The sequence below is a fragment of the Sulfurimonas denitrificans DSM 1251 genome, from assembly GCF_000012965.1.
Taxonomy (GTDB): Bacteria; Campylobacterota; Campylobacteria; order Campylobacterales; family Sulfurimonadaceae; genus Sulfurimonas; species Sulfurimonas denitrificans.
Genome location: NC_007575.1, coordinates 559,928 through 581,638, shown reverse-complemented (window position 1 = coordinate 581,638; position 21,711 = coordinate 559,928). Strand labels below are relative to the sequence as shown.

Genomic DNA, 21,711 nt, shown 5'->3' with positions numbered 1-21,711 from the left:
ACATGTTAATATGTACTTAAATATGACTGTATAAGTCAGTTGAGTGAGATTTTCATTGTTAAAGTCAATATTCTAAATAACTACATATTTCAGACACCTGTACACTAAACAAGGTAGTGAACACTTTGTAAAAAAAGACAAACGTACTATTAGTACTGGTCAGCTAAACAGATTACTCTGCGTACACATCCAGCCTATCAAGCTTGTAGTCTTCAAGCGTACTTCAGGGAGAGTTCATCTTGGAGTTGGCTTCCCGCTTAGATGCTTTCAGCGGTTATCTCATCCATGCGTAGCTACCCAGCGATGCTCTTGGCAGAACAACTGGTGCACCAGTGGCATGTCCAACCCGGTCCTCTCGTACTAGGGTCAGCTCTCCTCAACTCTCCTACGCCCACGGAAGATAGGGACCGAACTGTCTCACGACGTTCTGAACCCAGCTCGCGTACCGCTTTAAATGGCGAACAGCCATACCCTTGGGACCTGCTTCAGCCCCAGGATGCGATGAGCCGACATCGAGGTGCCAAACCTCCCCGTCGATGTGAGCTCTTGGGGGAGATCAGCCTGTTATCCCCGGCGTACCTTTTATCCTTTGAGCGATGGCCCTTCCACACAGAACCACCGGATCACTATGACCGTCTTTCGACTCTGTTTGAGTTGTATCTCTTACAGTCAGTCCGGCTTATGCCATTATACTCTACGAAGGATTTCCAACCCTTCTGAGCCGAACTTTGTAAGCCTCCGTTACTTTTTAGGAGGCGACCGCCCCAGTCAAACTACCCACCAGACATTGTCCTCGCACGAGATAATCGTACGGAGTTAGCTATCAGAATATTCAGGGGTGGTATCTCAAGGATGCCTCCGATACAACTAGCGTCATATCATCAATGGCTCCCACCTATCCTGCACATGAATATCCCAATAGCAATGTCAAGCTATAGTAAAGGTGCACGGGGTCTTTCCGTCTTTCCGCGGGTAGGAGGAATTTTCACCTCCACTACAATTTCACTGGATCCCTGGTTGAGACAGCTCCCATCTCGTTACGCCATTCATGCAGGTCGGTATTTAACCGACAAGGAATTTCGCTACCTTAGGACCGTTATAGTTACGGCCGCCGTTTACTTGTGCTTCATTTCAATGCTTCGCAGAGCTAACAAATCCATTTAACATTCAAGCACCGGGCAGGCGTCACACCCTATACATCCTCTTACGAGTTAGCAGAGTGCTGTGTTTTTGGTAAACAGTCGGGAGGGACACTTTGCTGCGACCCGTCGGCGCTTCATGGAGCAAGTCCATTAACGCTTAGGGCACACCTTATACCGAAGATACGGTGCTAGTTTGCAGAGTTCCTTAACCAGGGTTCATCCACGCGCCTTAGAATACTCATCTCACCCACCTGTGTCGGTTTACGGTACGGGCAACTGCTGTTCTCGTTTAGAGGCTTTTCTCGGCACGACAGTATCATTGATTCAAAGCGCTCTCCGAAGAGATTGCTCTGCCTGTAAGATCTCGGTCTAATGTAAGGCGGATTTGCCTACCTTACAACCTACGTCCTTCGACCCACTATTCCATCAGTGAGCTCAATTAACTCTATGCGTCCCCCCATCACTCAAGCGAACAACAGTCGGTATTGGAATATTAACCAATTTGCCATCGTCTACCCCTCTCGGACTCGACTTAGGTCCCGACTAACCCTACGATGACGAGCATCGCGTAGGAAACCTTGGGTTTACGGCGAAGGGAATTCTCATCCCTTTTATCGCTACTCATGCCTGCATGCTCACTTCCAGCCGCTCCACCACTCCTTGCCGGTATGGCTTCTACGCTGACTGGAACGCTCTCCTACCACTCACATAAATGTGAATCTAGAGCTTCGGTGCTTGTCTTAGCCCCGTTATATTTTCGGCGCAGAATCGCTAGACCAGTGAGCTGTTACGCTTTCTTTAAAAGATGGCTGCTTCTAAGCCAACCTCCTGGTTGTCACAGCAACTCCACATCCTTTTCCACTTAGACAAGACTTTGGGACCTTAGCTGCTAGTCTGGGTTGTTCCCCTCTTGACGACGGATTTTATCACCCACCGCCTGACTCCCGAGGTTACACATGAAGTATTCGGAGTTTGATAGGGTTTGGTACCGCGGTAAGCAGCCCTAGCCCTGTCAGTGCTCTACCCCTTCATGCTACTGCTCGAGGCTATACCTAAATATATTTCGGAGAGAACCAGCTATCACTGAGTTTGATTGGCCTTTCACCCCTATCCACAAGTCATCCCGAGACTTTTCAACGTCAATGGGTTCGGTCCTCCACTGGCTCTTACACCAGCTTCAACCTGCTCATGGATAGATCACTCAGTTTCGGGTCTGCAGCATCTGACTAATTCGCCCTATTAAGACTCGCTTTCGCTACGGCTTCTCGTTCGATTAACCTTGCCAGATACCACAACTCGCAGGCTCATTATGCAAAAGGCAGTCCGTCACACTTATAAATAATAGTGCTCCGAATGATTGTAAGCCATAGGTTTCAGGTTCTATTTCACTCTGCTCACCGCAGTTCTTTTCACCTTTCCCTCACGGTACTTGTTCGCTATCGGTCTAGTAGTAGTATTTAGGGTTGGAGGGTGGTCCCCCCATATTCAGTCAAGATAACACGTGTCCCGACCTACTCATTCCTTAGTCTAGTACCATATAAATGTTTTCGCTTACGGGAATATCACCCTCTTTGTTCACTCTTTCCAAAGTGTTTGGCTAACAAATATATTATCACTAAGTGCCCTAATCCCGTTTCGCTCGCCGCTACTATGGGAATCTCGTTTGATTTCTTTTCCTTCAGGTACTGAGATGTTTCACTTCCCTGAGTTCGCCCTCCCGTAGGAGTAACATGATTCGCACCATGCTGGGTTGCCCCATTCAGAAATCCCCGGATCAAAGCTTCTTGGCAGCTCCCCGAGGCTTATCGCAGCCTAGTACGTCTTTCATCGCCTCTACTAGCCAAGGCATCCACCTATGGCCCTTAATATCTTTTTTATTCTAATTTACTAAAGAAACTTTTTAGCTTACGCTAAAATCACTTCATTAGTTTTGCGTTCACTACCTTACTTAATGTAGGGCAGTATCCTGTTTAATTGTAGTTATTTTAGTTGATATAATTTATAAACTAATCTCTAAATATATTTACATATATCTAGCTATCTTTTTATAACTATATGTTGACTTTAACAATAATAATTTAATGAACATAGACTATAAAGTCTAATTCAAACTCTTGAGTTGAAGAACTTGAATTAAACTTTCTAAATTTTTATCTATATAAATAAGAAATGGTGGAGAATAGCGGGATCGAACCGCTGACCTCCTGCGTGCAAGGCAGGCGCTCTCCCAGCTGAGCTAATTCCCCATTTTCAATTTCAAATGAACAATGATCACTGAAAACTAAGCAAGTAAAAGACTAAAATAACTGTTTCTCTTGTGAGATTTTCTTGTATGTCAATTCAAATGAATGATTGACTCTACTCTAGAAAGGAGGTGATCCAACCGCAGGTTCTCCTACGGTTACCTTGTTACGACTTCACCCCAGTCGCTAATTCCACCGTAAGTGGTAGCCCCCCGAAGGTTAGCTTCCCAATTTCGGGTGAAATCAACTCCCATGGTGTGACGGGCGGTGAGTACAAGACCCGGGAACGTATTCACCGTAGCAATGCTGATCTACGATTACTAGTGATTCCAGCTTCATGCTCTCGAGTTGCAGAGAACAATCCGAACTGAGAGACGCTTTAAGTGATTGGCTCCACCTCGCGGTATTGCAACACTCTGTACGCCCCATTGTAGCACGTGTGTAGCCCTGGCCGTAAGGGCCATGATGACTTGACGTCGTCCTCACCTTCCTCCTCCTTGCGAAGGCAGTCTCCTTAGAGTGCCCAGCTTAACCTGCTGGCAACTAAGGACGAGGGTTGCGCTCGTTGCGGGACTTAACCCAACATCTCACGACACGAGCTGACGACAGCCGTGCAGCACCTGTTTTCAAGCTCCCCGAAGGGCACTCCGCTATCTCTAGCAGATTCTATCAATGTCAAGGCCAGGTAAGGTTTTTCGCGTATCTTCGAATTAAACCACATGCTCCACCACTTGTGCGGGTCCCCGTCTATTCCTTTGAGTTTTAATCTTGCGACCGTACTCCCCAGGCGGAACACTTAATCTGTTAAGTGCATCACCGCAATGACAAGCATCACGACGACTAGTGTTCATCGTTTAGGGCGTGGACTACCAGGGTATCTAATCCTGTTTGCTCCCCACGCTTTCACGCCTTAGCGTCAGTTATGTTCCAGAAGATCGCCTTCGCTTTAGGTATTCCTAGTGATATCTACGGATTTTACCCCTACACCACTAATTCCATCTTCCCCTCCCATACTCTAGGTTGCCAGTTTCAAGTGCAGTTCTACAGTTAAGCTGTAGGATTTCACACCTGACTTGACAACCCGCCTACGCGTCCTTTACGCCCAGTGATTCCGAGTAACGCTTGCACCCTCCGTATTACCGCGGCTGCTGGCACGGAGTTAGCCGGTGCTTATTCATGAGCTACCGTCATTTTCTTGACTCATAAAAGGAGTTTACACACCGAAATGCGTCATCCTCCACGCGGCGTTGCTGCATCAGAGTTTCCTCCATTGTGCAATATTCCTCACTGCTGCCTCCCGTAGGAGTCTGGTCCGTGTCTCAGTACCAGTGTGGCGGATCATCCTCTCAAACCCGCTACCCGTCATTGCCTTGGTAGTCTCTTACACTACCAACTAACTGATGGGATATAGTCTGATCTCAAAGCGAAAAAACATTTCCCTTTACAACTTTTGTTATAAAGGTATATCTAGTATTAATCACCGTTTCCAGTGGCTATCCCAGTCTTTGAGGTACATTAACTATATATTACTCACCCGTGCGCCACTCGTCAGCAAAGTAGCAAGCTACTTCCTGTTACCGTTCGACTTGCATGTGTTAAGCACGCCGCCAGCGTTCACTCTGAGCCAGGATCAAACTCTCCATAATTGGTTTGTTTAATCTTTGCCCAAGATTTAAAAATCATTGGCTTTATGTTGCCATCATGTAATTTAATACTTGATGGACTTTATTGTATAGTATCTATACTATTGGGTATCTCTAAATTAATAGAGACCAAATAGAATAGACGGTTGTTGTTATTTAGTTTTTATAAGTAAACTTACTCGACTTAAATAATAACTAGTTTTAGTTATTAAAGTCTATTTACTTGCTTAGTTTTCAATGATCTCAAACTACCGTTATAAGCCTCTACTTGAAGCCTAGATACCTAAACTTTAGGTCTCTGTGTTTGTGGATGGGAATTATAGGGAAGGATTGCTTAGAAGACGCTTAAAATAATGAATGCGGGTTTAATATTTTTTTATAGGTGAATTTTACTACTTTATAATATGTGAGAATAACCTGTTTCAGGCTCAATTGCTATAACTATACTCTTACTATTATTACTGAGAGTAATAGTACACTGTGTAGTTATTAATCTGTTTTTAGCTGGATAAGCAGAATTATAATTGTAAAAAGCACCTCTTAAGGGTCGCCCTAAATAATCAAATGCTATTCTTGTGGACTTTGTAATACTGCAACTATTTGAAAAAACAATATTTTTTACGTCGTACTCTTTTCCTAAGTTTAACTCTTTAGTTACTTTAGGATGCCCAAAAGGGATAATTCCTGCACTATAGCCTCCTGTCAAATATTTAGATCTATCTAAAGGATTTATAGCGAGTTCAGTTTCATCAGGGTTACCAGTGCTTCTTCCAGAAGAGTCAGAGAATATTGAATATGCCCATTCACCACTGCTTCCCTCTGTGCTAGCAAAAAATATTTGCCATCTATTTTTATACCAATTTGCATCATTTGCATCAAACTTGTCATCCACCATAGCTAAGTGTTGCGTGTAACGTATATGTGATACAACTTGCGTTGCAGCTTCTTGGAGTTTATTTGAACCTGTTCTTGGTATAACAACTGTAACTAATATGCCAATTAAAATAATTATAAAAATTAATTCAAGCATAGTAAATGCTTTTTTCATAAATTATCCAATGAAAATACTTTTTTTGGTTTAAGTATATCAAAAAAAATGTAAAAATGTTAAATGATTACATAAAGAGTTTGTTTTGAATAGAATGATATATTCAAGGAGAGATTTCCTTGAATATAAAAGCGGAGATTTACTATAAGTTTTCTGCTAACTTTACATCATATAAGATATCATCCATTGGATGTCTGTACATTGGCATTGCTAGACGTTTCTCATCCAAGATATGCCCGATAAAACCGATACTTCTACCTAAAATAAAGAACGCATTTAGAGCGCCTGCATTTATAAATACATCTATCTCTTCATCTTTATATCCAAGTGATCTCCACATGTCAACCATTAATATACCAATAGTACCATCAACATTTAAAATAAGATTCTCTTTTTTAGATGTTGTAAGTTGTTCAACCGTTAAAGCATAATCAAGAAGCGGAGTTGAAGGGAAGTTTGCTTTTGCAAACTTCTTTAATCCCTCAACACGTAAATCTGGGTTTTTAAGCGACTTGATTCTATGCCCTATCCCTGGAATTGGAATGCCCTCTTTTTTCATATGATTTAAGAAGTCATTTGGACTCATTCCATTATCACTTGCATATTTAAAATACTTAGCAGCATCATCAATAGCTCCACCAAAACGAGGCCCAATTGTAAGTAGTCCAGAAATTAGTGAACTGATAACATCTTTACCTGCACGAGCTGTAACTTTAGCATTGTGAGCGCCTGAAACAGCTGGACCATGATCTGCAACTGTTTTTAGAACTGTTTCTAAAAAGTCAACTGCCCATCTTGGATAGCGTTTTTTAAACCATAAGATACTCATTACATCACCAATAGTAAATCCTGTATCTGGTGTCGCAACTGAGCTAATTGGATAACCACAGTAGTGAGCTTCATCTCCTCTGTCATCAGAAATAGTACAGATAAACTGTTTTGATTTTCTTACACTTGGACATACATTCATAGAAGGTTCTATAATATCTTTTATAGTTCCCTCTGCATGGAGTTCATGGTAAAGCGCACTAATTATTTCTGGTAAATCATTGAATGATGCAGGAACATGAATACCAACTTCTTTCATAGCTCTGTTTTTAGCTTCAGCCGTTTCCATATCGCCATTTGCAGATGCACCAGCATGACCAAACTGAACGCCACTGTCATAATACTTAGCTATCGTACCTATACACCATGCAATAATTGGTTTTTTAATTTTTCCACTTTTTACAGCTTCAATTACCTTATACTCTTCAGTTCCACCAACTTCACCTAAAAGTAACATGTACTTTACTTCAGGGTTAGCTTCCATTCTAAGAAGATTATCTATAAATACCGATCCAACAAATCTATCGCCACCGATTGCAACACCCTCAGCGATACCATCAGCGTTAATTGCGATAATATTTGAGAGCTCATTGAAGAGACCGCCTGAACGAGTTACAAGTCCACAAGATCCTGCACGGTGAAGTTTTGATTGAACAATATTTTCAATCGTTCCACCAATATTTGCAATTTTAAATGCGCCTGGAGCTATTGCACCAACTGTTGCTGGTCCAATAATAGTGACATTTTTTTCTCTTCCTGTTGCATTCATTTTACGAGCTAATCTCTCAGGAATTCCCTCGGCTGTAACCATAATAGATGTAAATCCACCAAGCTCTAATGCTTCCATAGTTACATCGTAAGCTGTTCTAAAAGATGCAAAGTTTAATAGCACATCAGCCTGAGGTTGTGCTGATTTTGCTTCAGTTGTATTTCTATAAAGTGGAATCATAATCTCATCTGGACCATAAAAAAACTTATCAAATTTAGAGTTACTTGTTGGAGCTACAATAGCTGCAACCGAAGGTTTTTGTCTTTTAATTGTATAGTCATAATCTAGCATTCTTTGAATAGCACTTGCGTTGTTATTCCAAAAAATTGCTTGTGTATCTCTAGTATATAATTGTGCCATCTCTTTTCCTTACTTTGCTAGTGCCATACGCACAATGTCAGTAACATGTGTTTCTGGTCCATAAACTTCTATATAAAGACCAAGTCTATCTGCTGCTTCTTTAATATCTTTGAGACCTTTTTCATAATTTGGTCCACCGCGTCTAACATAAATCTTAATACCAACTTGTTTCATTTTATCAGCGTAAAGCTCAAATGCTTGAATAATACCCGTAAATGTTTTAGCAACATCCGTAAAATTTGCAATTGCACCACCAATAATCAACACTTTATCTCTGCCTTTAAGATCTTTGTCTCTTGTCATAAGATCTAAAATAGTCTCAGCATAAAATTTTGTCTCACTTGTAGTTGGCCCACCTGAGTATTCGCCATAGTTAGCAAGGTCTTCAATTCCAGCCAAATCAGCGATAGTGTCAGCATAAACAACTGAAGCACCACCACCTGCAACCATAGTCCAAACTCTTGCTTCTGGTTTTAATATGGTTAGTTTTAGCGAAGCACCTGATTTACTATCAGCATCTTCTATAGCTAAAACTTCAGGAGATTTCTCTTCCATGCCAAAAGAAGTTGGGAAATCTACATCACCCCACTCTTCTCTCATCATAAACCCAGCAGTATCATCAAGTTTTGCAACCATATCTAGTAATTCAACTTTTTTACCTTGAAGAACAAATGGATTTATCTCTAAATATGCAAAATTTAACTCTCTATATGCTCTAAAAAAGCCTATTGCAAAATCTGCAAATGCCTCTTTATCTTTAGCAGCCACATCTTTTGGAATACTTGCTTTGATTTTTTTCTCAATTTCTTCTTCTGTTGCAGTAATTGGGAAAGCCACTTCTGTAACTTTGTCCCAATTCTCTTCAACTTCCATTCCACCCTCAGCTGACATGTATAAAACATCATCATCGCCAACACATGTAGCAGAAATATAGTACTCTTCTTCTTGAGAGTGCGGAGTAAATGGCTCAACGATAAAGTGAGTCAACATATCAACTTTTGCTTCGCCGCTAGGAGTGTCGCCATCAAATGAAAAATAAACAGACTGTTTTTCGCCTGATTTTTCATCAATCCAAGATGATGCTTTAGTTAAAGATACATCTCCAGGCTTAGAGTCTCTAAAAAGAACTAAGCCATTTTTTCCTCTTTTACCAAATAGCATATCTGGTTTAGCAACTAATTTTTTATCTTTTAACCATGTTTTTTCTTTTGCAGCTTTTTTAAGCTCTGATCCATTTTGAACCATAACCGTTTCGTATGCGTAAGTAAAATTTGGAAAATATTTATCCCAATGCTTAGCCAAAATTGACTTTGCGTCAAATTCTCTAATCGCCTTTTGAGCCATTGCAACTCCCTGTTTTTAATATTTCCAAAATAGTATCACATGTTGATTAATCTCAAGGCACTTGAGAGGACTAAGTGCTTTATAGATTTAATTTGTGTTTATTTTTGTAACATTGGCAGAATAAACCACTACATTTTTGTAACTAATTGTTACATTATCTTGTGTTGATTCTCCGAGGTAATTTTCTTGTAGTATATAGCTGTTGCATTTAGTTACACCATAAAATTCTAATCTTTTTGCCATCTTAGTGCTTGTATTTACACAATAAATATCTCTCTTTTTAAGCTCCACAGAGAGCTCTTTTGCTACATGCATATTGTATGAAAAGTGCTTTTTTGGTTCTTCTACTATTAGATATAAATATTTGTTAAAAAAGACTACTGAACTATTAACAAACAGTAATATTAATGATATTAAAAACATTAACTTATAATTTTTTCTAAAGATATTTAAACGTACTCTATACGAGTGCTCAAAAGTCTGTGCAACAAGAAAAAGCGCTAAGATTACAAAAGGTGCGAAATATTCTATCTCTATACGTTGTCTAAAGGAGAGAGTTAGTGAGATAGCTAGTGTAACAGTAGCTATGAACCATAACATGTCAATATCTTTAGTTAAATATCTTCTATATAAAACATAAAAAAGATATATAAAAATTATCGGTGTAAAAATTGCAGCGTAAATTCCAAGGGATTCAAGAAAATAACCTCTTGGAGAACCATGCATATCAATGCCGTAAATATAGAGAGAACCTATAATAAGTAGGATATTTAAAATAAAAAAAGCTCTATTTTTTGAATAAATTGCAAACATAGCGAGTGAGATAAAAAGATAAACAAAACTTCCATCAAGTAACATGTATAAAATCAAAAGTATATACATGTGAGGATAAGAAATTTTCTTATAAAGATAGACAAAAAGAAGTAGCGCAAATAGAATAAATCCTGCTTCGTTTACTATAATTCCTGCACTCATAACTCCTGGTAAAAAAATAAAAACAAGAAGTAGCCAAACTCTATTTCTATTGATTTTTAAATATTTCTCTGAGATTTTATAAACTAAAATTGCACTCAAAATATGAAGAATTATCATAGGTAATCTAAGAGCAAAATCATTTTGTCCAAAAAAATAGAATGAAGTTTTTATCAGAACTTGAAGAAAAGAGAAATCGCCACTTAAAAGAAGCGCCTCATTATAAGATATAGATAACTCGCTTATTTGAAAAATTAATAATAACGCATCTAGCGTTAAAATTATAAATAGGGCAAGCCTTATACTCATAGTTTTAAAAAGTTTCCTATTATTTCATGTCCATATTCGCTCATAATAGATTCTGGATGGAATTGAACTCCGTAAATATCTTTATCTTTTATCTTTAGAGCCATTATTTCATTATCATCCTGACTATACGCAGTTGGTTCAATGATATCTGGGATAAAATTTTTATCTACTATCAAAGAGTGATATCTTGTTGCTATGAACTCTTGTGGAATATCTTTAAATATTGCACAATCCCCACTTCTTTTCATAAGAGAGGTTTTGCCATGCATCATATTTTTAGCACGCACAACTTTTGCTCCAAAAACCTGTGCAATACTTTGATGCCCCAAACAAATCCCTAAAATTGGCACCTTGTCTTTAAAATGCTCTATAACTTCTAAAGTAACTCCAGCATCATTAGGAGTTGCAGGGCCCGGGGAGATTATAATCTTTTGAGGACCCAGCGCTTCTATCTCTTTAACACTCATCTCGTCATTTCTTATTATCTTCAAATCAGCACCTAACTCTCTACAATACTGAACAATGTTGTACGTAAAACTATCATAATTATCAATCATTAAAATCATTTTATTTTCCACTTGCTTTAATTAAGGAATTATATCCTTTATTGAATTGGTTTTAAATAAAGCAAATTTTAATAGTTTTTAAACTACTTTATCTCTTTTTTATTTGTTAGCTGTTGTAGATAATTTGAGATATTTATTAAAGAAAATGTTACTAAAAATATCATAAGACCTGGGAAAAAACTAACCCACCATGCTATCTCAACAACATCTTTTCCACTACTAAGAATTGTTCCCCAGCTCATTTGAGGCGCTACAATACCAAGTCCCAAAAAACTAAGTCCAGACTCTGCTAGTATAGCCCCGCCTACACCAAAAGTAAAACTGACAAAATAGATAGGAGCTAGAAGCGGTGCATAATATTTAAAAAGTATTTTTAATCTTCCAACTTTTGCGATATTTAATATCTTTATATAAGGTTGTGATGTTATCTTAAAACTCTCTGAGCGGATAAGCCTAGCTGTTGTCATCCAACCCGTAATAGAGATAATAACAATCAAAACCCATGAAGATGCGTTTACATAACTTACAAGTGCCAAGAGAAGAAAAAATGTAGGAAAAGTCAAAAATAGATCAACCAAAATTATAAAACCTTTATCAAAACCACCTCTAAAATACCCAGCCATAGAGCCAAGCAAAAGCCCTATCAATGAGGCTATAAAAGCACTTCCAACTCCTATAATCAAAGATGTTTTTCCACCCTCAATTAATCTTGCTAAAATATCTCTACCCAACCTATCCGTGCCTAATATGTGCTCAAAAGACGGAGGGATTAAGATAGCTTGGCTATCAAGTGTATAAGCATCTATTGCATATATAACAGAACCAAAAAATGAGAACACAAAAACAGATAAAAGTATAAAAATACTGAATTTTGGCATCTCTTTGTTACTGCTTAATTCCAAGAAGAGTTTGCATCATCTGATCTATTGTTGTTATTATTTTTGAGGCAGCGCCGTATGAAGTTTGATACTTTATAAGGTTTGTCAACTCCTCATCTATGCTCACTTTCGAAATAGAAGAGTACTCTAACTCAGTTGCATTAAATTGTGCTGTAATCGTTTGGTTATTTAAAATAGCTTCTTTTGTTCTTATGCCAACTTCAGTCGCAACAACATCGAACATTCCGTAAATAGTTGACTCATATTTCAATTTTCCAACCTCAAAAGAGTAGTTCTCAAATTGTTGTTGAATCATATTTAAAGCAAGTGTATTATCCCCAGATGATGATGTTTTACCTGCTTTTATATTTGTTGGGTTATCTCTTAGGGCACTGTTTAAACCTATATCTTTAGCACTATCTCCATCAAAAAATCTACTAAGTCCAAGAGCCCCTGCAAAATTAGAGCCAGAATCAAACTGATTTGTTTTAAGATTATCCTCTATTGAAAAAGTATAACCTTTTGCACCATAGCTAGAATCCATAACAAGTTCTAGTGCGTTTCCTCCACCTTGATACGTTGCCCAATGAAACTGCATAAAATCATCTATATCATTGTTAGCATTTGCGTCTGCATTATCATCTTTTTGATCTATTATCTGCCCTTGTATCGAGTTTGAACCTGCTACTCCATTCATTGTCGTAAGATTGTTAATGTTTATTACTCTTCTTGCACTCTCATTTCCATCAATATCATAAATAACAATATCAAAAGCGCCTGCTCTTATATTTAAGTTAGAGTCCAATATGGGGAGTGTTGGATTTATACTTATATTCTTTGAACTCATACTCTTTGTAGCACTTGATGCATAAAGATTGTTTGTAGATTCAATAAGCGTTGTAGCAAAAGCATTAAGTTCATCTAAAACTTTTTGTAAAGTTCCATTTGATGGAGTTCCAGAGGAATTTCCTTCAATCTTGTCACCTCTGAGATCAAGTATAGCACCTATTCTACCACCTGGAATTTTTTCATCCATAGCAATTAAAACACCATCTTGTCTCTCGTATGAGAGTTCATAAAAACCATTTGAATTTTTATCACTTGATATATGAATTGGATGGTAAGTTCCGCCATCTACTATATTAAATCCATTTACACTTAAAGTGTAACTTCCATTTTTTTCATTAGATGCACTATTTATTATAATATTTGAATTTATCTGTCCACTTATAGAATCTGCTCCTATAAGTTTAGCAAGGCTTAGCTCTATTGAATTTCTTTTATCTCTTAAATCATTCGCCGTAAACGTATCTCCAGCTTCAGCAACTTCTATTGAGATATTTATCTTGGATAACTCTTTTGCTAGAAGATTCACCTCATCTACGTTCACCTTAAGTTGTGTGTTTAGAGTTGATTGAAGATCATAAATTTTATTTTGAGTTGAAATAATACCATTTGAGAGCGCTTCTGTCTGCTTTGCTAAAGATAACTTTATGGCATCATTATCAGGATTATCCGCAAATGTCTGCCACATGTTATAGTAATCTTGCAAGTCTGATTTTATACCAACACCATCAATCTCTGGAAAGTATGTTGAGAGTGTCTCTAGGGTCTGTTTTGTAAAATCTGAGTACTCTTTCTCTGCAGATATTCCTGTATATCTATCATATACAAAATTATCAAATATTCTGGCAATATCCATAATTTGTGTGCCATTTCCCACGTTTCCAGGAGCCATATTTACTGGTGTAGCAGCGGCAGTTACTACTCTTTGTCTTGTATAACCTTCACTCTCTGCATTGGTTATATTATGACTTGTTGTACTAACACCTGCTTGAGCAGCGCTCAATCCGCTATAGCCAATGCTCAGTGAGTTAAATATAGAAGTTCCCATATTACACTCTCACTTTTAAAATTGTTGAATCTTTTGAAGCGACTCTGTTGTAACCTTGCATCTCTGTTGGGACTAATCTCTCTAAAAAAGTGTTGTAAAGGTTGCTAACAGCTAATACCAGCTTTGCATAACGCTTATTAGCATCACGGAGATTTTGAAGTTCTACTTTTAGTTCTGCAAGATATTCATGCTGCTCTTCGTTTAAAAGTTGAGTTAACTCTGTACTTGGGTTTATGCTTATTAAAGAAGCTATCTCATGATCAATCATAGCTTTTTTTGACTCAAAGCTCTTTAGTTTCTCCTCTTTTAATTTTAATCTATCAAACTGTGGATTATGATTTGCAATTTTTATATCTTCTACGTCTGACTCAGTAATTTTTATTAAATCTCTAAGGTCGCTTAGAGCACTTTGTAAATGATAAGAAAGCATAATATAATCCTTTTTTGTATGTTTAAAAACTTACAACAACTCTTGGGCAATCTTTTGTGAGAGAGTTTGTAAATTTATTTTGTATTCACCAGAAGCAATAGCATCTTTTATCTGCTCTACTTTACTAGTGTCTCCTTGTTTTGAAACACTAAGAGTACCTTTTTGTGAAGCCTCTTTAGCTTCACCAAAACTGTTGGCATAAGCAGTGCGAACACCCGCACTATTTAGTTGTGAAATCATTTTCTATCCTTTTTTTCTCTCGTTTATTACGATATTTGTGTTCAACCATATCGGCATAATAAAGAAAAAACTTAATACTTTTCTAAAGAAAGCCTACTGCTTCTGACTTAAAAAATCATACAACATCTGAGAAAATCCAAATCCACCAGCACTCGCTTTGGCCAACTCTTCTCTATACATAGATTTGTATATTTTATCACCTGGGTCATTCTCTTCTGAGAAGATATTTTTTTCATCTTGCATTGCATTATCCATCATCATCTTCAATATTACAGATTCAAAAGCATCTGTTTGTGCTCTTAGCTCTTTGTTCTCAGCTTTTGGATCTATCTTTGGAATCTGATGCTGTTGCGATACAAATGCTGCTTGTAAATCTATTGAGTTTACACCTTTCATTATATCAACTTCAATTCAGCAGAGATACTGCCAGCACTCTTCATCGCTTCTAAAATGGATATGATATCTTTTGGTGTTGCTCCGAGCTTTTGAAGTGAGCGAACAAGATTTGCAACTGTTGTTGTTCCCTCTTTTGTATATAGCTCATTTTCATTAAGTCCTATAACCATATTTTCATCTACAACCATTGAACCAGCTGGTTTGTCTGGATTCTCTTGCTCTGTGATTTTTATAGTTATATCACCATGTGTCATAATAATAGGCTTAATATGGATTCCAACGCCTGAAATAATCGTCCCTGTCCTCTCATTAATAACTATCCTATCTTGAACATTATAATCCATGTTAATCTCTTGAACTTCAGCTAAAAACTCTATCATAGTTTTGTTTGATGGTTTTTTTAACTTAACAGTTCTAGAGTCCATTGCCACCGCAACCTCTGTCGAGTAGTAGCCATTTAATGTTTTTTGAATTGATACACTATTTTGGAAATTTGCATCTTTTAGGGAGAGTGTTACATAATCTTGATTGTAAAGGTCGATAGCTATCTCTCTCTCAACCAATCCGCCATCATATATAAGCCCTGCGGTAGGGTGAGAATCTCCAGCACCCTTGCCGTTTCTTCCGCCTATACTAACCGCCCCTTGAGCAAGTGCGTAGATTTTACCATCTACCCCTTTGAGTGGAGTCATGAGAAGTGTTCCACCCTCAAGTGATTTCGCATCACCAATTGAAGAGACTGTGATATTTATCTTATCGCCTTGTCTTGCAAATGGCGCCAACTCTGCTGTTACAACAACTGCTGCAACGTTTTTTGATTTTATATCAATAGGCTTCATATCAATATTCATAGCTTTTAACATGTTAGCGATTGATTGAAGTGTAAATTTTGAAGTTGTTCCATCTCCAGTTTTTTGAAGACCAACAACTAAAGAGTAACCTATAAGATGATTATCTCTTACACCAACAATACTAGCTACATCGCTAATCTTAGCAGCTTGAAGTGTTACATGTAGAAGTAAAGAAGCTGTAAATAAAAATAGAATTTTTTTCATCGTATATCCTTAAATATAGGGATATAGAGCAAATGTTATTCCACTTTATTGGCTTTGCATGTAAGAGAGAGTTGTATTTCCAAATTTTTTGACTTTTTTTACTCTAAAAGTTCCTATTTCATCTGGAATTATCAGTGTGCTCATGTGCTCTATAATGATTAGTTTTACGCACTCTTTTGGCAATGTTGCTATAAGAGAGAGCGTTTTATTATAAATCTCTTCCATACCATCTCTTGTGCTAAAGGGCGGATCTATATAGAAATATGCTTTATGGTTTTTTTTCTCTAAGTTTTTTATGACTGTTGAGATATTTGAGAATGTATCTCCTCCATAAACTTCGCATAAAGAGGGATCAGTTTGAGCTATGTTTTCTCTTAAAATCTTAAGAGCTTCACTGTTTTTTTCCATAAATATTATTTTGGCTGCTCCACGACTTAGCGCTTCAAGCCCAACCGAGCCACTTCCTGAGAACAGTTCTACAAAAGTTGCATCTATGATTTCAAATTGGATTGTATTAAAAAAAGACTCTAAAACTATCGCTTTTGAGCTTCTAGTTGTTGTTTTTGAGGGAAGTTTTATAGTTTTATTTTTAAATTTGCCAGCCACTATCTTTTTTATTATAAGATTACTTTTCATAAAACGCTCTCACTGCTCTTAAAATATTTTCCTGATACTCTTTTGTTAAAGACTCTATGCGTTTTTGCAAAATATCAAAGCCCATTACAGAATCATCATCAAGCTCATCTTCTTGATATATTTTGTTTAGATAGTGCAGATTTCCTCTGTTCATCTCTTTGTATCGTCTCTCAAGAGCCAAAATTAGTTGAGATTTTGAAAATGGTTTTATTAAATCACTTCCATTTGAACTTGAAATATAAAAAGTCCTCTCATCATCAAGAACTTTTATGTCCCGCACAACAATATCACAATTTTTCAGCGAACTAAGATGCTTTGATAAAAAAATTTCAAGTGACTTTTGTAAAAGTGGCGATTTACACTCAACTGCTACTCTCAAATATCGTCCTTATAGGCTTTATAAAAATTTAGGGCAAAAGTATAGCATAGCAACTTTATAAAACCCCTCTTATGCTATATCTTAAATCTTCATCCAAATCCGCTACATGTAAGAGCATCCACTCTAAATAGCCTCTGTCGCACATGCTTATCTCTTCTATGTAACGACCTTTATACTTTCCAAAATTAAATTTCTCAATTAAGACATTTTTTAAACTCAAAGCTACTAACTCATCATGCTCTTTTATCTCTAAGAGATACTCATATAGAAGTTTTACATGCAATGCGTCACTAAGAGCATTATGCGCTGATATCTCTGCACTGTACTTTGCAGCCTCTTTTTTCTCATCTTTATAAAGTTTTAACTCGTACCTTAAAAATTGTAAGGAGAACTCTTCACACTCTGGGATGAGATGTTTGGTTACTCTGAGAGTATCAACCACTTTACCTTGCCACAAAAATCCACTTTGTAGTAACATTTTAAGGTCAAAGTTTACGTTGTGTGCGATTATAGTTGAGCTTTGATTATTATTCTCATGTAAAATTTCCCATGTCTTGCTATCTTTAAATTTTGGCTTATCTTTTATCATCTCGTTTGTTATATGGTTTATACTTGAGGCTTTTGACGATATTTTTTTGCCCTCATTTACAAGTTCATACTTTGAAAAAATAGCAGTTTCACTAACGCAAATTATTCCGATTGAGCAGATTTTATCACCATTTTCTAGCCCCGTCGTCTCTACATCCAAAAAAATCAACATGGGCGTATCTTCACTTTTTTACATCTTGAGCTCATTAGTATAAAAGAGAGGTAGCCAGATATTAGTATGAAAGCATAAAGCGTGTAGATATCAAACCACTCAAACAATCCCCCATATGAAGAGAATATGTACGTATATACAAGTGCTAAAATCACAAGCGCACTTACTAACCAGATAAGAAGCATAAGCCATTTTCGCCACACTCTTACTAAATCTCCATAACCGATTTTCTCTATATAACTCTTCTCATCACAACTCAAAAGTTTTAACTCAAAGCCATTTATGCAACTGTTAAAGAGATACTTTAAACTTCTAAATAGTGCGATTAATATTGTAAAAGACCAAAATATTACAAACCAAAATTTTAAAATATCAAAAAGAGCCATGTAAACCTCAGAAGTAAGTTCTTGACTACCCTGATATAGATATAAAAAAAATGTTAATAATCCTGAGAGAGAAAATGCCAAAAGTGTACTGCAAAGAGTCACTCTAAACGCCCACTTAAGCCAAAGGAGAAAAAAAAACTTACTCATCACTCTTGAAAGATTCTAACATTATGTGATAGTGCTCCAGTGTCATAAAACTCTTCTCGAATCTAAAGCGGATGATAAACTCTACAACTCTGTTTTTTAGATCTACATCCACATTTTGAGCTTTTCCAAAATAACCCAATGAGATGTTTTTACTCTTTACAACAGCATCTCTATCGTAGCCAATTGCTAGTATTTGAAGGTATTTGCCCTTTTTTACCTCTCCTAAACTATCACTCAAAAGCGATGCACCAGAGAGATTTATGGCTTTGTAGCTAAAGAGTTCACTAAACTCTTCAACTTTTTGATTTATCTCTAGCTCATTGTATAGTTTTTCAAGCAGAATCAAATTATCTTTTCTTGTGCGCTCATAACTAGAGATTTTATTTGTTAAGTTTTTTAATCTATCTAAGGCTGAACTCATACTTTTTTTCCTATCTTTACTTAAGTGATTATACCAAAAACACAAACTATTTTTGATATAATTTCATACCTCAACAAAAAGACAACCATGGATTACTTACAAATTAAAAAATCTCCTAAACTACATGGCGAAATAAAAATTTCTGGTGCAAAAAATGCAGCTCTGCCACTAATTGCCATGAGCATACTTGCTAAGAACATAGTTACTATAAAAAATCTTCCACATGTAGCAGATATTAAAACTCTTTTAAAACTCTTATCAAACTTGGGTGCAGAGTGTTCATCCTCATGGGAAAATTATTCCACAACCATAAATACATCAACTCTAAATCAGACAAAAGCGACTTATGATATTGTAAAAACTATGCGCGCTTCTATCTTAGTCCTTGGTCCAATATTAGCGAGATTTGGTCACTGTGAAGTATCTCTTCCTGGTGGATGTGCCATCGGACAACGCCCAATTGATTTGCATTTAAAAGCTTTAGAGCAGATGGGTGCTGTAATAAATATAGAAGCTGGTTATATCCATGCCATTGCACCAGATGGGCTAAAGGGTTGCAATATTATTTTTGACAAGATTACAGTAACAGGAACTGCAAATATCGTTATGGCAGCAGCTCTAGCCAAGGGAGTAACAACAATAACAAATGCTGCAAGAGAGCCTGAAGTGGTTCAACTTTGTGAAATACTAAATGCTAGTGGAGTAAAGATTGAGGGGATTGAAACTGCGGTTTTAACTATTCATGGAACTGGTGGAGAACTTCTAGAGATTGCACCTTTTAGTGTTATACCAGATCGAATTGAGGCTGGAACTTATCTATGTGCTGGCGCTATTACAAAGTCAGAGCTTACCCTAAAAGGAGCTAATGCAAAACATTTAGGCGCTGTTTTATCAAAGCTTGAAGAGATGGGAAGCAAATTTACTATAACAGATGACTCTATTACTATCCACCCATCGAAAATCATCAAACATGTAAAAATTGTAACGCAAGAGTATCCTGCTTTTCCTACCGATATGCAAGCTCAGTTTTTAGCACTTGCAACACAAGCAGATGGAACTTCTATAATCGAGGAGAGACTCTTTGAGAACAGATTTATGCATGTTAGTGAACTTCAAAGAATGGGTGCAGATATCTCTTTAAATGGAAATGTAGCAACAGTAAACGGCCACTCAAAATTGAGTGGAACTGATGTGATGGCAACAGATTTAAGAGCTTCAAGTGCTTTGGTTTTAGCTGGTTTAGTCGCAGATGGAATTACTGATGTTCACCGCATTTACCACCTAGATAGAGGTTATGACTCTTTAGAGAAAAAGCTGCAAAATGTTGGTGCAGATATTTCAAGACTAAAAGAGTAGCTACTTCCTGATGTTACACACTAAAACAAACGCATCCGTCTTAGTGGCAGGGACAAATATCCCTACAACCCCCTAAAGCTACGAAAGAACAAAGTTTTTCGAGAATTACGAGGTGTTTTACGCATTTTTATGAAAAGTGCATAAGGTCAGTTACTTCTTAAAAATTATCATCTCGTAGATACTTTTTTTAGCAACAAGCGCTTTATCGTGAGAGACTGTTTGAGAGTTTTTTGCTCTCATAACTTCTTGTCTAAGATCTAAAATATCCTGTTCCATTCCATCAACATTCTCTTTTAATCTCAAGATAATATCAACTCCAGCAAGATTTACTCCAAGCTCACGTGTGAGTCTTAGTATAAGTTTTATTCTATCTATATCCCTTTGTGAATAGAGTCTTATCTTTCCATTTGACCTTGATGGAGTTACAAGATTTTCTCTCTCATACTGCCTAAGCGTCTGTGGATGTATTTCTAAAACTTTTGCAACGATACTTATTAAATATACTGGTTCGTCATAATCATGAATCATATTTTACTCCTTTGGTAGTTTTTCTTGCATTAGTTCTGCTAATTTTTCATCAAGGTCTTCAATCTTTGGTAAAACTATATTTGCTTCAAGATATAAATTTCCACGCTCTTTTGTCTTGCGATTCATAGCACCCATCTCTTTTACACGGAATCTTTGGTTATTTTTTGTATTTTGAGGGATTTTTAACTTTATCTCTTTTTCTAACGTTTGTATAGTTATTTTATCTCCAAATAGTGCTGCATAAAGAGGAACATCAAACTTTTTAACCAAATCATCGCCATCTCTTATGTACTCAGGATTAGAGGCTACATTTATCTTTAAAAACAGGTCTCCTGCACGTCCTCCTTGAGCATGTCCTTTGCCCTTAACACGCATCTTCTCTCCACTATTTACACCTGCTGGAATTTTTATGTCAAATCGTTCTCCATTTACTGCAACAGAGTGAGAGCCTCCAAGGATTGAAACACTAAATGGTATTGTGACACTTGTTTCTATATCAAGATTTGGTTGTTGATGTCCGCCAAAACCGCCACCGCCGAATGAAGAGCCACCAAACCCTCCAAAACCGCCTCCCCCTGAGAACATACTTCTTAATATCTCATCCAAATCGCCACTTCCGCCACCATGTGAGCGTGAGAAGTCATGAAAATTTTGTCCACCGAACATATTATCGCCGTGAGCGTCATATTGTGCTTTTTTCTTTTTATCGCTTAGTATCTCATACGCTGAGTTTATCTCTTTAAATTTATCCTCAGCTCCCTTCTCTTTGTTTACATCTGGGTGATACTGTCTTGCTAATTTTCTATACGCTTTTTTTATCTCTGCTTCAGTTGCATTCTCTGAGATTTCAAGTGTGTCATATAAAGATTTTGCCATATTTGTTTCCTAAAATATAAATTGTTTAATTGTTAAGTATGATTATATCACAAGAGTTGAGCGGATGTCAATCAAGGCTGAAGTGTTAGTTTAGTTTTCTTTGCT

General features: G+C 37.1%; 19 protein-coding genes, 1 tRNA gene and 2 rRNA genes. 1 reads left to right on the top strand and 21 read right to left on the bottom strand.

Going from position 1 to position 21,711, the window contains the following annotated elements:
• Positions 1 to 128: 128 nt before the first annotated feature.
• From SUDEN_RS02990 to SUDEN_RS02900, 19 genes are all read right to left on the bottom strand, one after another.
• Positions 129 to 3,018 (bottom strand): 23S ribosomal RNA (locus SUDEN_RS02990).
• Between the two features lie 294 nt (positions 3,019 to 3,312).
• Positions 3,313 to 3,388: transfer RNA gene (locus SUDEN_RS02985), tRNA-Ala, on the bottom strand.
• A gap of 121 nt (positions 3,389 to 3,509) precedes the next feature.
• Positions 3,510 to 5,031, bottom strand: a 16S ribosomal RNA gene (locus SUDEN_RS02980).
• The 16S and 23S rRNA genes sit together here with 1 tRNA gene alongside, the layout of an rRNA operon.
• A gap of 394 nt (positions 5,032 to 5,425) precedes the next feature.
• A complete protein-coding gene (locus SUDEN_RS02975) occupies positions 5,426 to 6,076 on the bottom strand; it encodes a hypothetical protein (RefSeq protein WP_011372205.1) in 651 nt (216 codons plus the stop codon).
• A 142-nt stretch (positions 6,077 to 6,218) separates the two neighbouring features.
• Complete coding sequence (locus SUDEN_RS02970; RefSeq protein ID WP_011372204.1) at positions 6,219 to 8,033, bottom strand: citrate/2-methylcitrate synthase; 1,815 nt, start codon at positions 8,031 to 8,033, stop codon at positions 6,219 to 6,221.
• A 9-nt stretch (positions 8,034 to 8,042) separates the two neighbouring features.
• Positions 8,043 to 9,377 (bottom strand): ATP citrate lyase citrate-binding domain-containing protein, encoded by a 1,335-nt coding sequence (locus tag SUDEN_RS02965; protein WP_011372203.1) that lies wholly within the window; start codon positions 9,375 to 9,377, stop codon positions 8,043 to 8,045.
• An 87-nt stretch (positions 9,378 to 9,464) separates the two neighbouring features.
• On the bottom strand, positions 9,465 to 10,658 hold the full coding sequence (locus SUDEN_RS02960) for a membrane protein (RefSeq protein ID WP_011372202.1): 1,194 nt from the start codon (positions 10,656 to 10,658) through the stop codon (positions 9,465 to 9,467).
• The gene (locus SUDEN_RS02955) at positions 10,655 to 11,224 is read right to left on the bottom strand and encodes an anthranilate synthase component II (RefSeq protein ID WP_011372201.1); all 570 of its coding nucleotides are present in this window, start codon (positions 11,222 to 11,224) and stop codon (positions 10,655 to 10,657) included. Before SUDEN_RS02955 ends, SUDEN_RS02960 begins: the two co-directional genes overlap by 4 nt.
• A gap of 83 nt (positions 11,225 to 11,307) precedes the next feature.
• Entirely contained in the window at positions 11,308 to 12,102 is a 795-nt protein-coding gene (locus SUDEN_RS02950; protein ID WP_011372200.1) for an ABC transporter permease, read from the bottom strand.
• 7 nt (positions 12,103 to 12,109) lie between these two features.
• Positions 12,110 to 13,996: a flagellar hook-associated protein FlgK gene (gene flgK, locus SUDEN_RS02945; protein WP_011372199.1), complete on the bottom strand. Its 1,887-nt coding sequence runs from the start codon at positions 13,994 to 13,996 to the stop codon at positions 12,110 to 12,112.
• 1 nt (position 13,997) lies between these two features.
• A complete protein-coding gene (locus SUDEN_RS02940; protein ID WP_011372198.1) occupies positions 13,998 to 14,426 on the bottom strand; it encodes a hypothetical protein in 429 nt (142 codons plus the stop codon).
• Between the two features lie 30 nt (positions 14,427 to 14,456).
• Positions 14,457 to 14,666, bottom strand: a complete 210-nt coding sequence (locus tag SUDEN_RS02935; protein WP_011372197.1) for a flagellar biosynthesis anti-sigma factor FlgM — start codon at positions 14,664 to 14,666, stop codon at positions 14,457 to 14,459.
• A 93-nt stretch (positions 14,667 to 14,759) separates the two neighbouring features.
• The gene (locus SUDEN_RS02930) at positions 14,760 to 15,062 is read right to left on the bottom strand and encodes a rod-binding protein (protein ID WP_011372196.1); all 303 of its coding nucleotides are present in this window, start codon (positions 15,060 to 15,062) and stop codon (positions 14,760 to 14,762) included.
• On the bottom strand, positions 15,062 to 16,117 hold the full coding sequence (locus tag SUDEN_RS02925; RefSeq protein ID WP_011372195.1) for a flagellar basal body P-ring protein FlgI: 1,056 nt from the start codon (positions 16,115 to 16,117) through the stop codon (positions 15,062 to 15,064). The genes SUDEN_RS02930 and SUDEN_RS02925 overlap by 1 nt, the downstream gene beginning before the upstream one ends.
• A gap of 45 nt (positions 16,118 to 16,162) precedes the next feature.
• On the bottom strand, positions 16,163 to 16,753 hold the full coding sequence (rsmD, locus tag SUDEN_RS02920) for a 16S rRNA (guanine(966)-N(2))-methyltransferase RsmD (protein WP_011372194.1): 591 nt from the start codon (positions 16,751 to 16,753) through the stop codon (positions 16,163 to 16,165).
• On the bottom strand, positions 16,743 to 17,132 hold the full coding sequence (locus SUDEN_RS02915; protein ID WP_011372193.1) for a hypothetical protein: 390 nt from the start codon (positions 17,130 to 17,132) through the stop codon (positions 16,743 to 16,745). Before SUDEN_RS02915 ends, rsmD begins: the two co-directional genes overlap by 11 nt.
• Positions 17,133 to 17,187: 55 nt before the next feature.
• Positions 17,188 to 17,892, bottom strand: coding sequence for a 3'-5' exonuclease (locus SUDEN_RS02910; protein ID WP_011372192.1), 705 nt, complete (start codon positions 17,890 to 17,892; stop codon positions 17,188 to 17,190).
• The gene (locus SUDEN_RS02905) at positions 17,886 to 18,380 is read right to left on the bottom strand and encodes a hypothetical protein (protein ID WP_238374820.1); all 495 of its coding nucleotides are present in this window, start codon (positions 18,378 to 18,380) and stop codon (positions 17,886 to 17,888) included. Before SUDEN_RS02905 ends, SUDEN_RS02910 begins: the two co-directional genes overlap by 7 nt.
• A gap of 37 nt (positions 18,381 to 18,417) precedes the next feature.
• A complete protein-coding gene (locus tag SUDEN_RS02900) occupies positions 18,418 to 18,846 on the bottom strand; it encodes a hypothetical protein (protein WP_011372190.1) in 429 nt (142 codons plus the stop codon).
• A gap of 87 nt (positions 18,847 to 18,933) precedes the next feature.
• Between SUDEN_RS02900 and murA the strand changes: the two genes are divergently transcribed.
• Positions 18,934 to 20,202, top strand: coding sequence for a UDP-N-acetylglucosamine 1-carboxyvinyltransferase (gene murA / locus SUDEN_RS02895; protein ID WP_011372189.1), 1,269 nt, complete (start codon positions 18,934 to 18,936; stop codon positions 20,200 to 20,202).
• 150 nt (positions 20,203 to 20,352) lie between these two features.
• On the opposite strand, the gene SUDEN_RS02890 is transcribed toward murA, so the two are convergent.
• Together SUDEN_RS02890 and SUDEN_RS02885 are read right to left on the bottom strand one after the other, a co-directional pair.
• Positions 20,353 to 20,730, bottom strand: coding sequence for a heat shock protein transcriptional repressor HspR (locus SUDEN_RS02890; protein WP_011372188.1), 378 nt, complete (start codon positions 20,728 to 20,730; stop codon positions 20,353 to 20,355).
• Between the two features lie 3 nt (positions 20,731 to 20,733).
• Positions 20,734 to 21,606, bottom strand: a complete 873-nt coding sequence (locus SUDEN_RS02885; protein WP_011372187.1) for a DnaJ family protein — start codon at positions 21,604 to 21,606, stop codon at positions 20,734 to 20,736.
• Positions 21,607 to 21,711 lie beyond the last annotated feature (105 nt).

Coding starts and splice junctions, on each gene's coding strand:
- SUDEN_RS02925 (WP_011372195.1), bottom strand. CDS start 16,117: ATGAAAAAAATTCTATTTTTATTTACAGCTTCTTTACTTCTACATGTA.
- SUDEN_RS02885 (WP_011372187.1), bottom strand. CDS start 21,606: ATGGCAAAATCTTTATATGACACACTTGAAATCTCAGAGAATGCAACT.
- SUDEN_RS02900 (WP_011372190.1), bottom strand. CDS start 18,846: ATGAGTTCAGCCTTAGATAGATTAAAAAACTTAACAAATAAAATCTCT.
- SUDEN_RS02960 (WP_011372202.1), bottom strand. CDS start 10,658: ATGAGTATAAGGCTTGCCCTATTTATAATTTTAACGCTAGATGCGTTA.
- SUDEN_RS02970 (WP_011372204.1), bottom strand. CDS start 8,033: ATGGCACAATTATATACTAGAGATACACAAGCAATTTTTTGGAATAAC.
- SUDEN_RS02965 (WP_011372203.1), bottom strand. CDS start 9,377: ATGGCTCAAAAGGCGATTAGAGAATTTGACGCAAAGTCAATTTTGGCT.
- SUDEN_RS02890 (WP_011372188.1), bottom strand. CDS start 20,730: ATGATTCATGATTATGACGAACCAGTATATTTAATAAGTATCGTTGCA.
- SUDEN_RS02940 (WP_011372198.1), bottom strand. CDS start 14,426: ATGCTTTCTTATCATTTACAAAGTGCTCTAAGCGACCTTAGAGATTTA.
- SUDEN_RS02955 (WP_011372201.1), bottom strand. CDS start 11,224: ATGATTTTAATGATTGATAATTATGATAGTTTTACGTACAACATTGTT.
- SUDEN_RS02910 (WP_011372192.1), bottom strand. CDS start 17,892: ATGTTGATTTTTTTGGATGTAGAGACGACGGGGCTAGAAAATGGTGAT.
- flgK (WP_011372199.1), bottom strand. CDS start 13,996: ATGGGAACTTCTATATTTAACTCACTGAGCATTGGCTATAGCGGATTG.
- SUDEN_RS02950 (WP_011372200.1), bottom strand. CDS start 12,102: ATGCCAAAATTCAGTATTTTTATACTTTTATCTGTTTTTGTGTTCTCA.
- rsmD (WP_011372194.1), bottom strand. CDS start 16,753: ATGAAAAGTAATCTTATAATAAAAAAGATAGTGGCTGGCAAATTTAAA.
- SUDEN_RS02975 (WP_011372205.1), bottom strand. CDS start 6,076: ATGAAAAAAGCATTTACTATGCTTGAATTAATTTTTATAATTATTTTA.
- SUDEN_RS02930 (WP_011372196.1), bottom strand. CDS start 15,062: ATGAAAGGTGTAAACTCAATAGATTTACAAGCAGCATTTGTATCGCAA.
- SUDEN_RS02935 (WP_011372197.1), bottom strand. CDS start 14,666: ATGATTTCACAACTAAATAGTGCGGGTGTTCGCACTGCTTATGCCAAC.
- murA (WP_011372189.1), top strand. CDS start 18,934: ATGGATTACTTACAAATTAAAAAATCTCCTAAACTACATGGCGAAATA.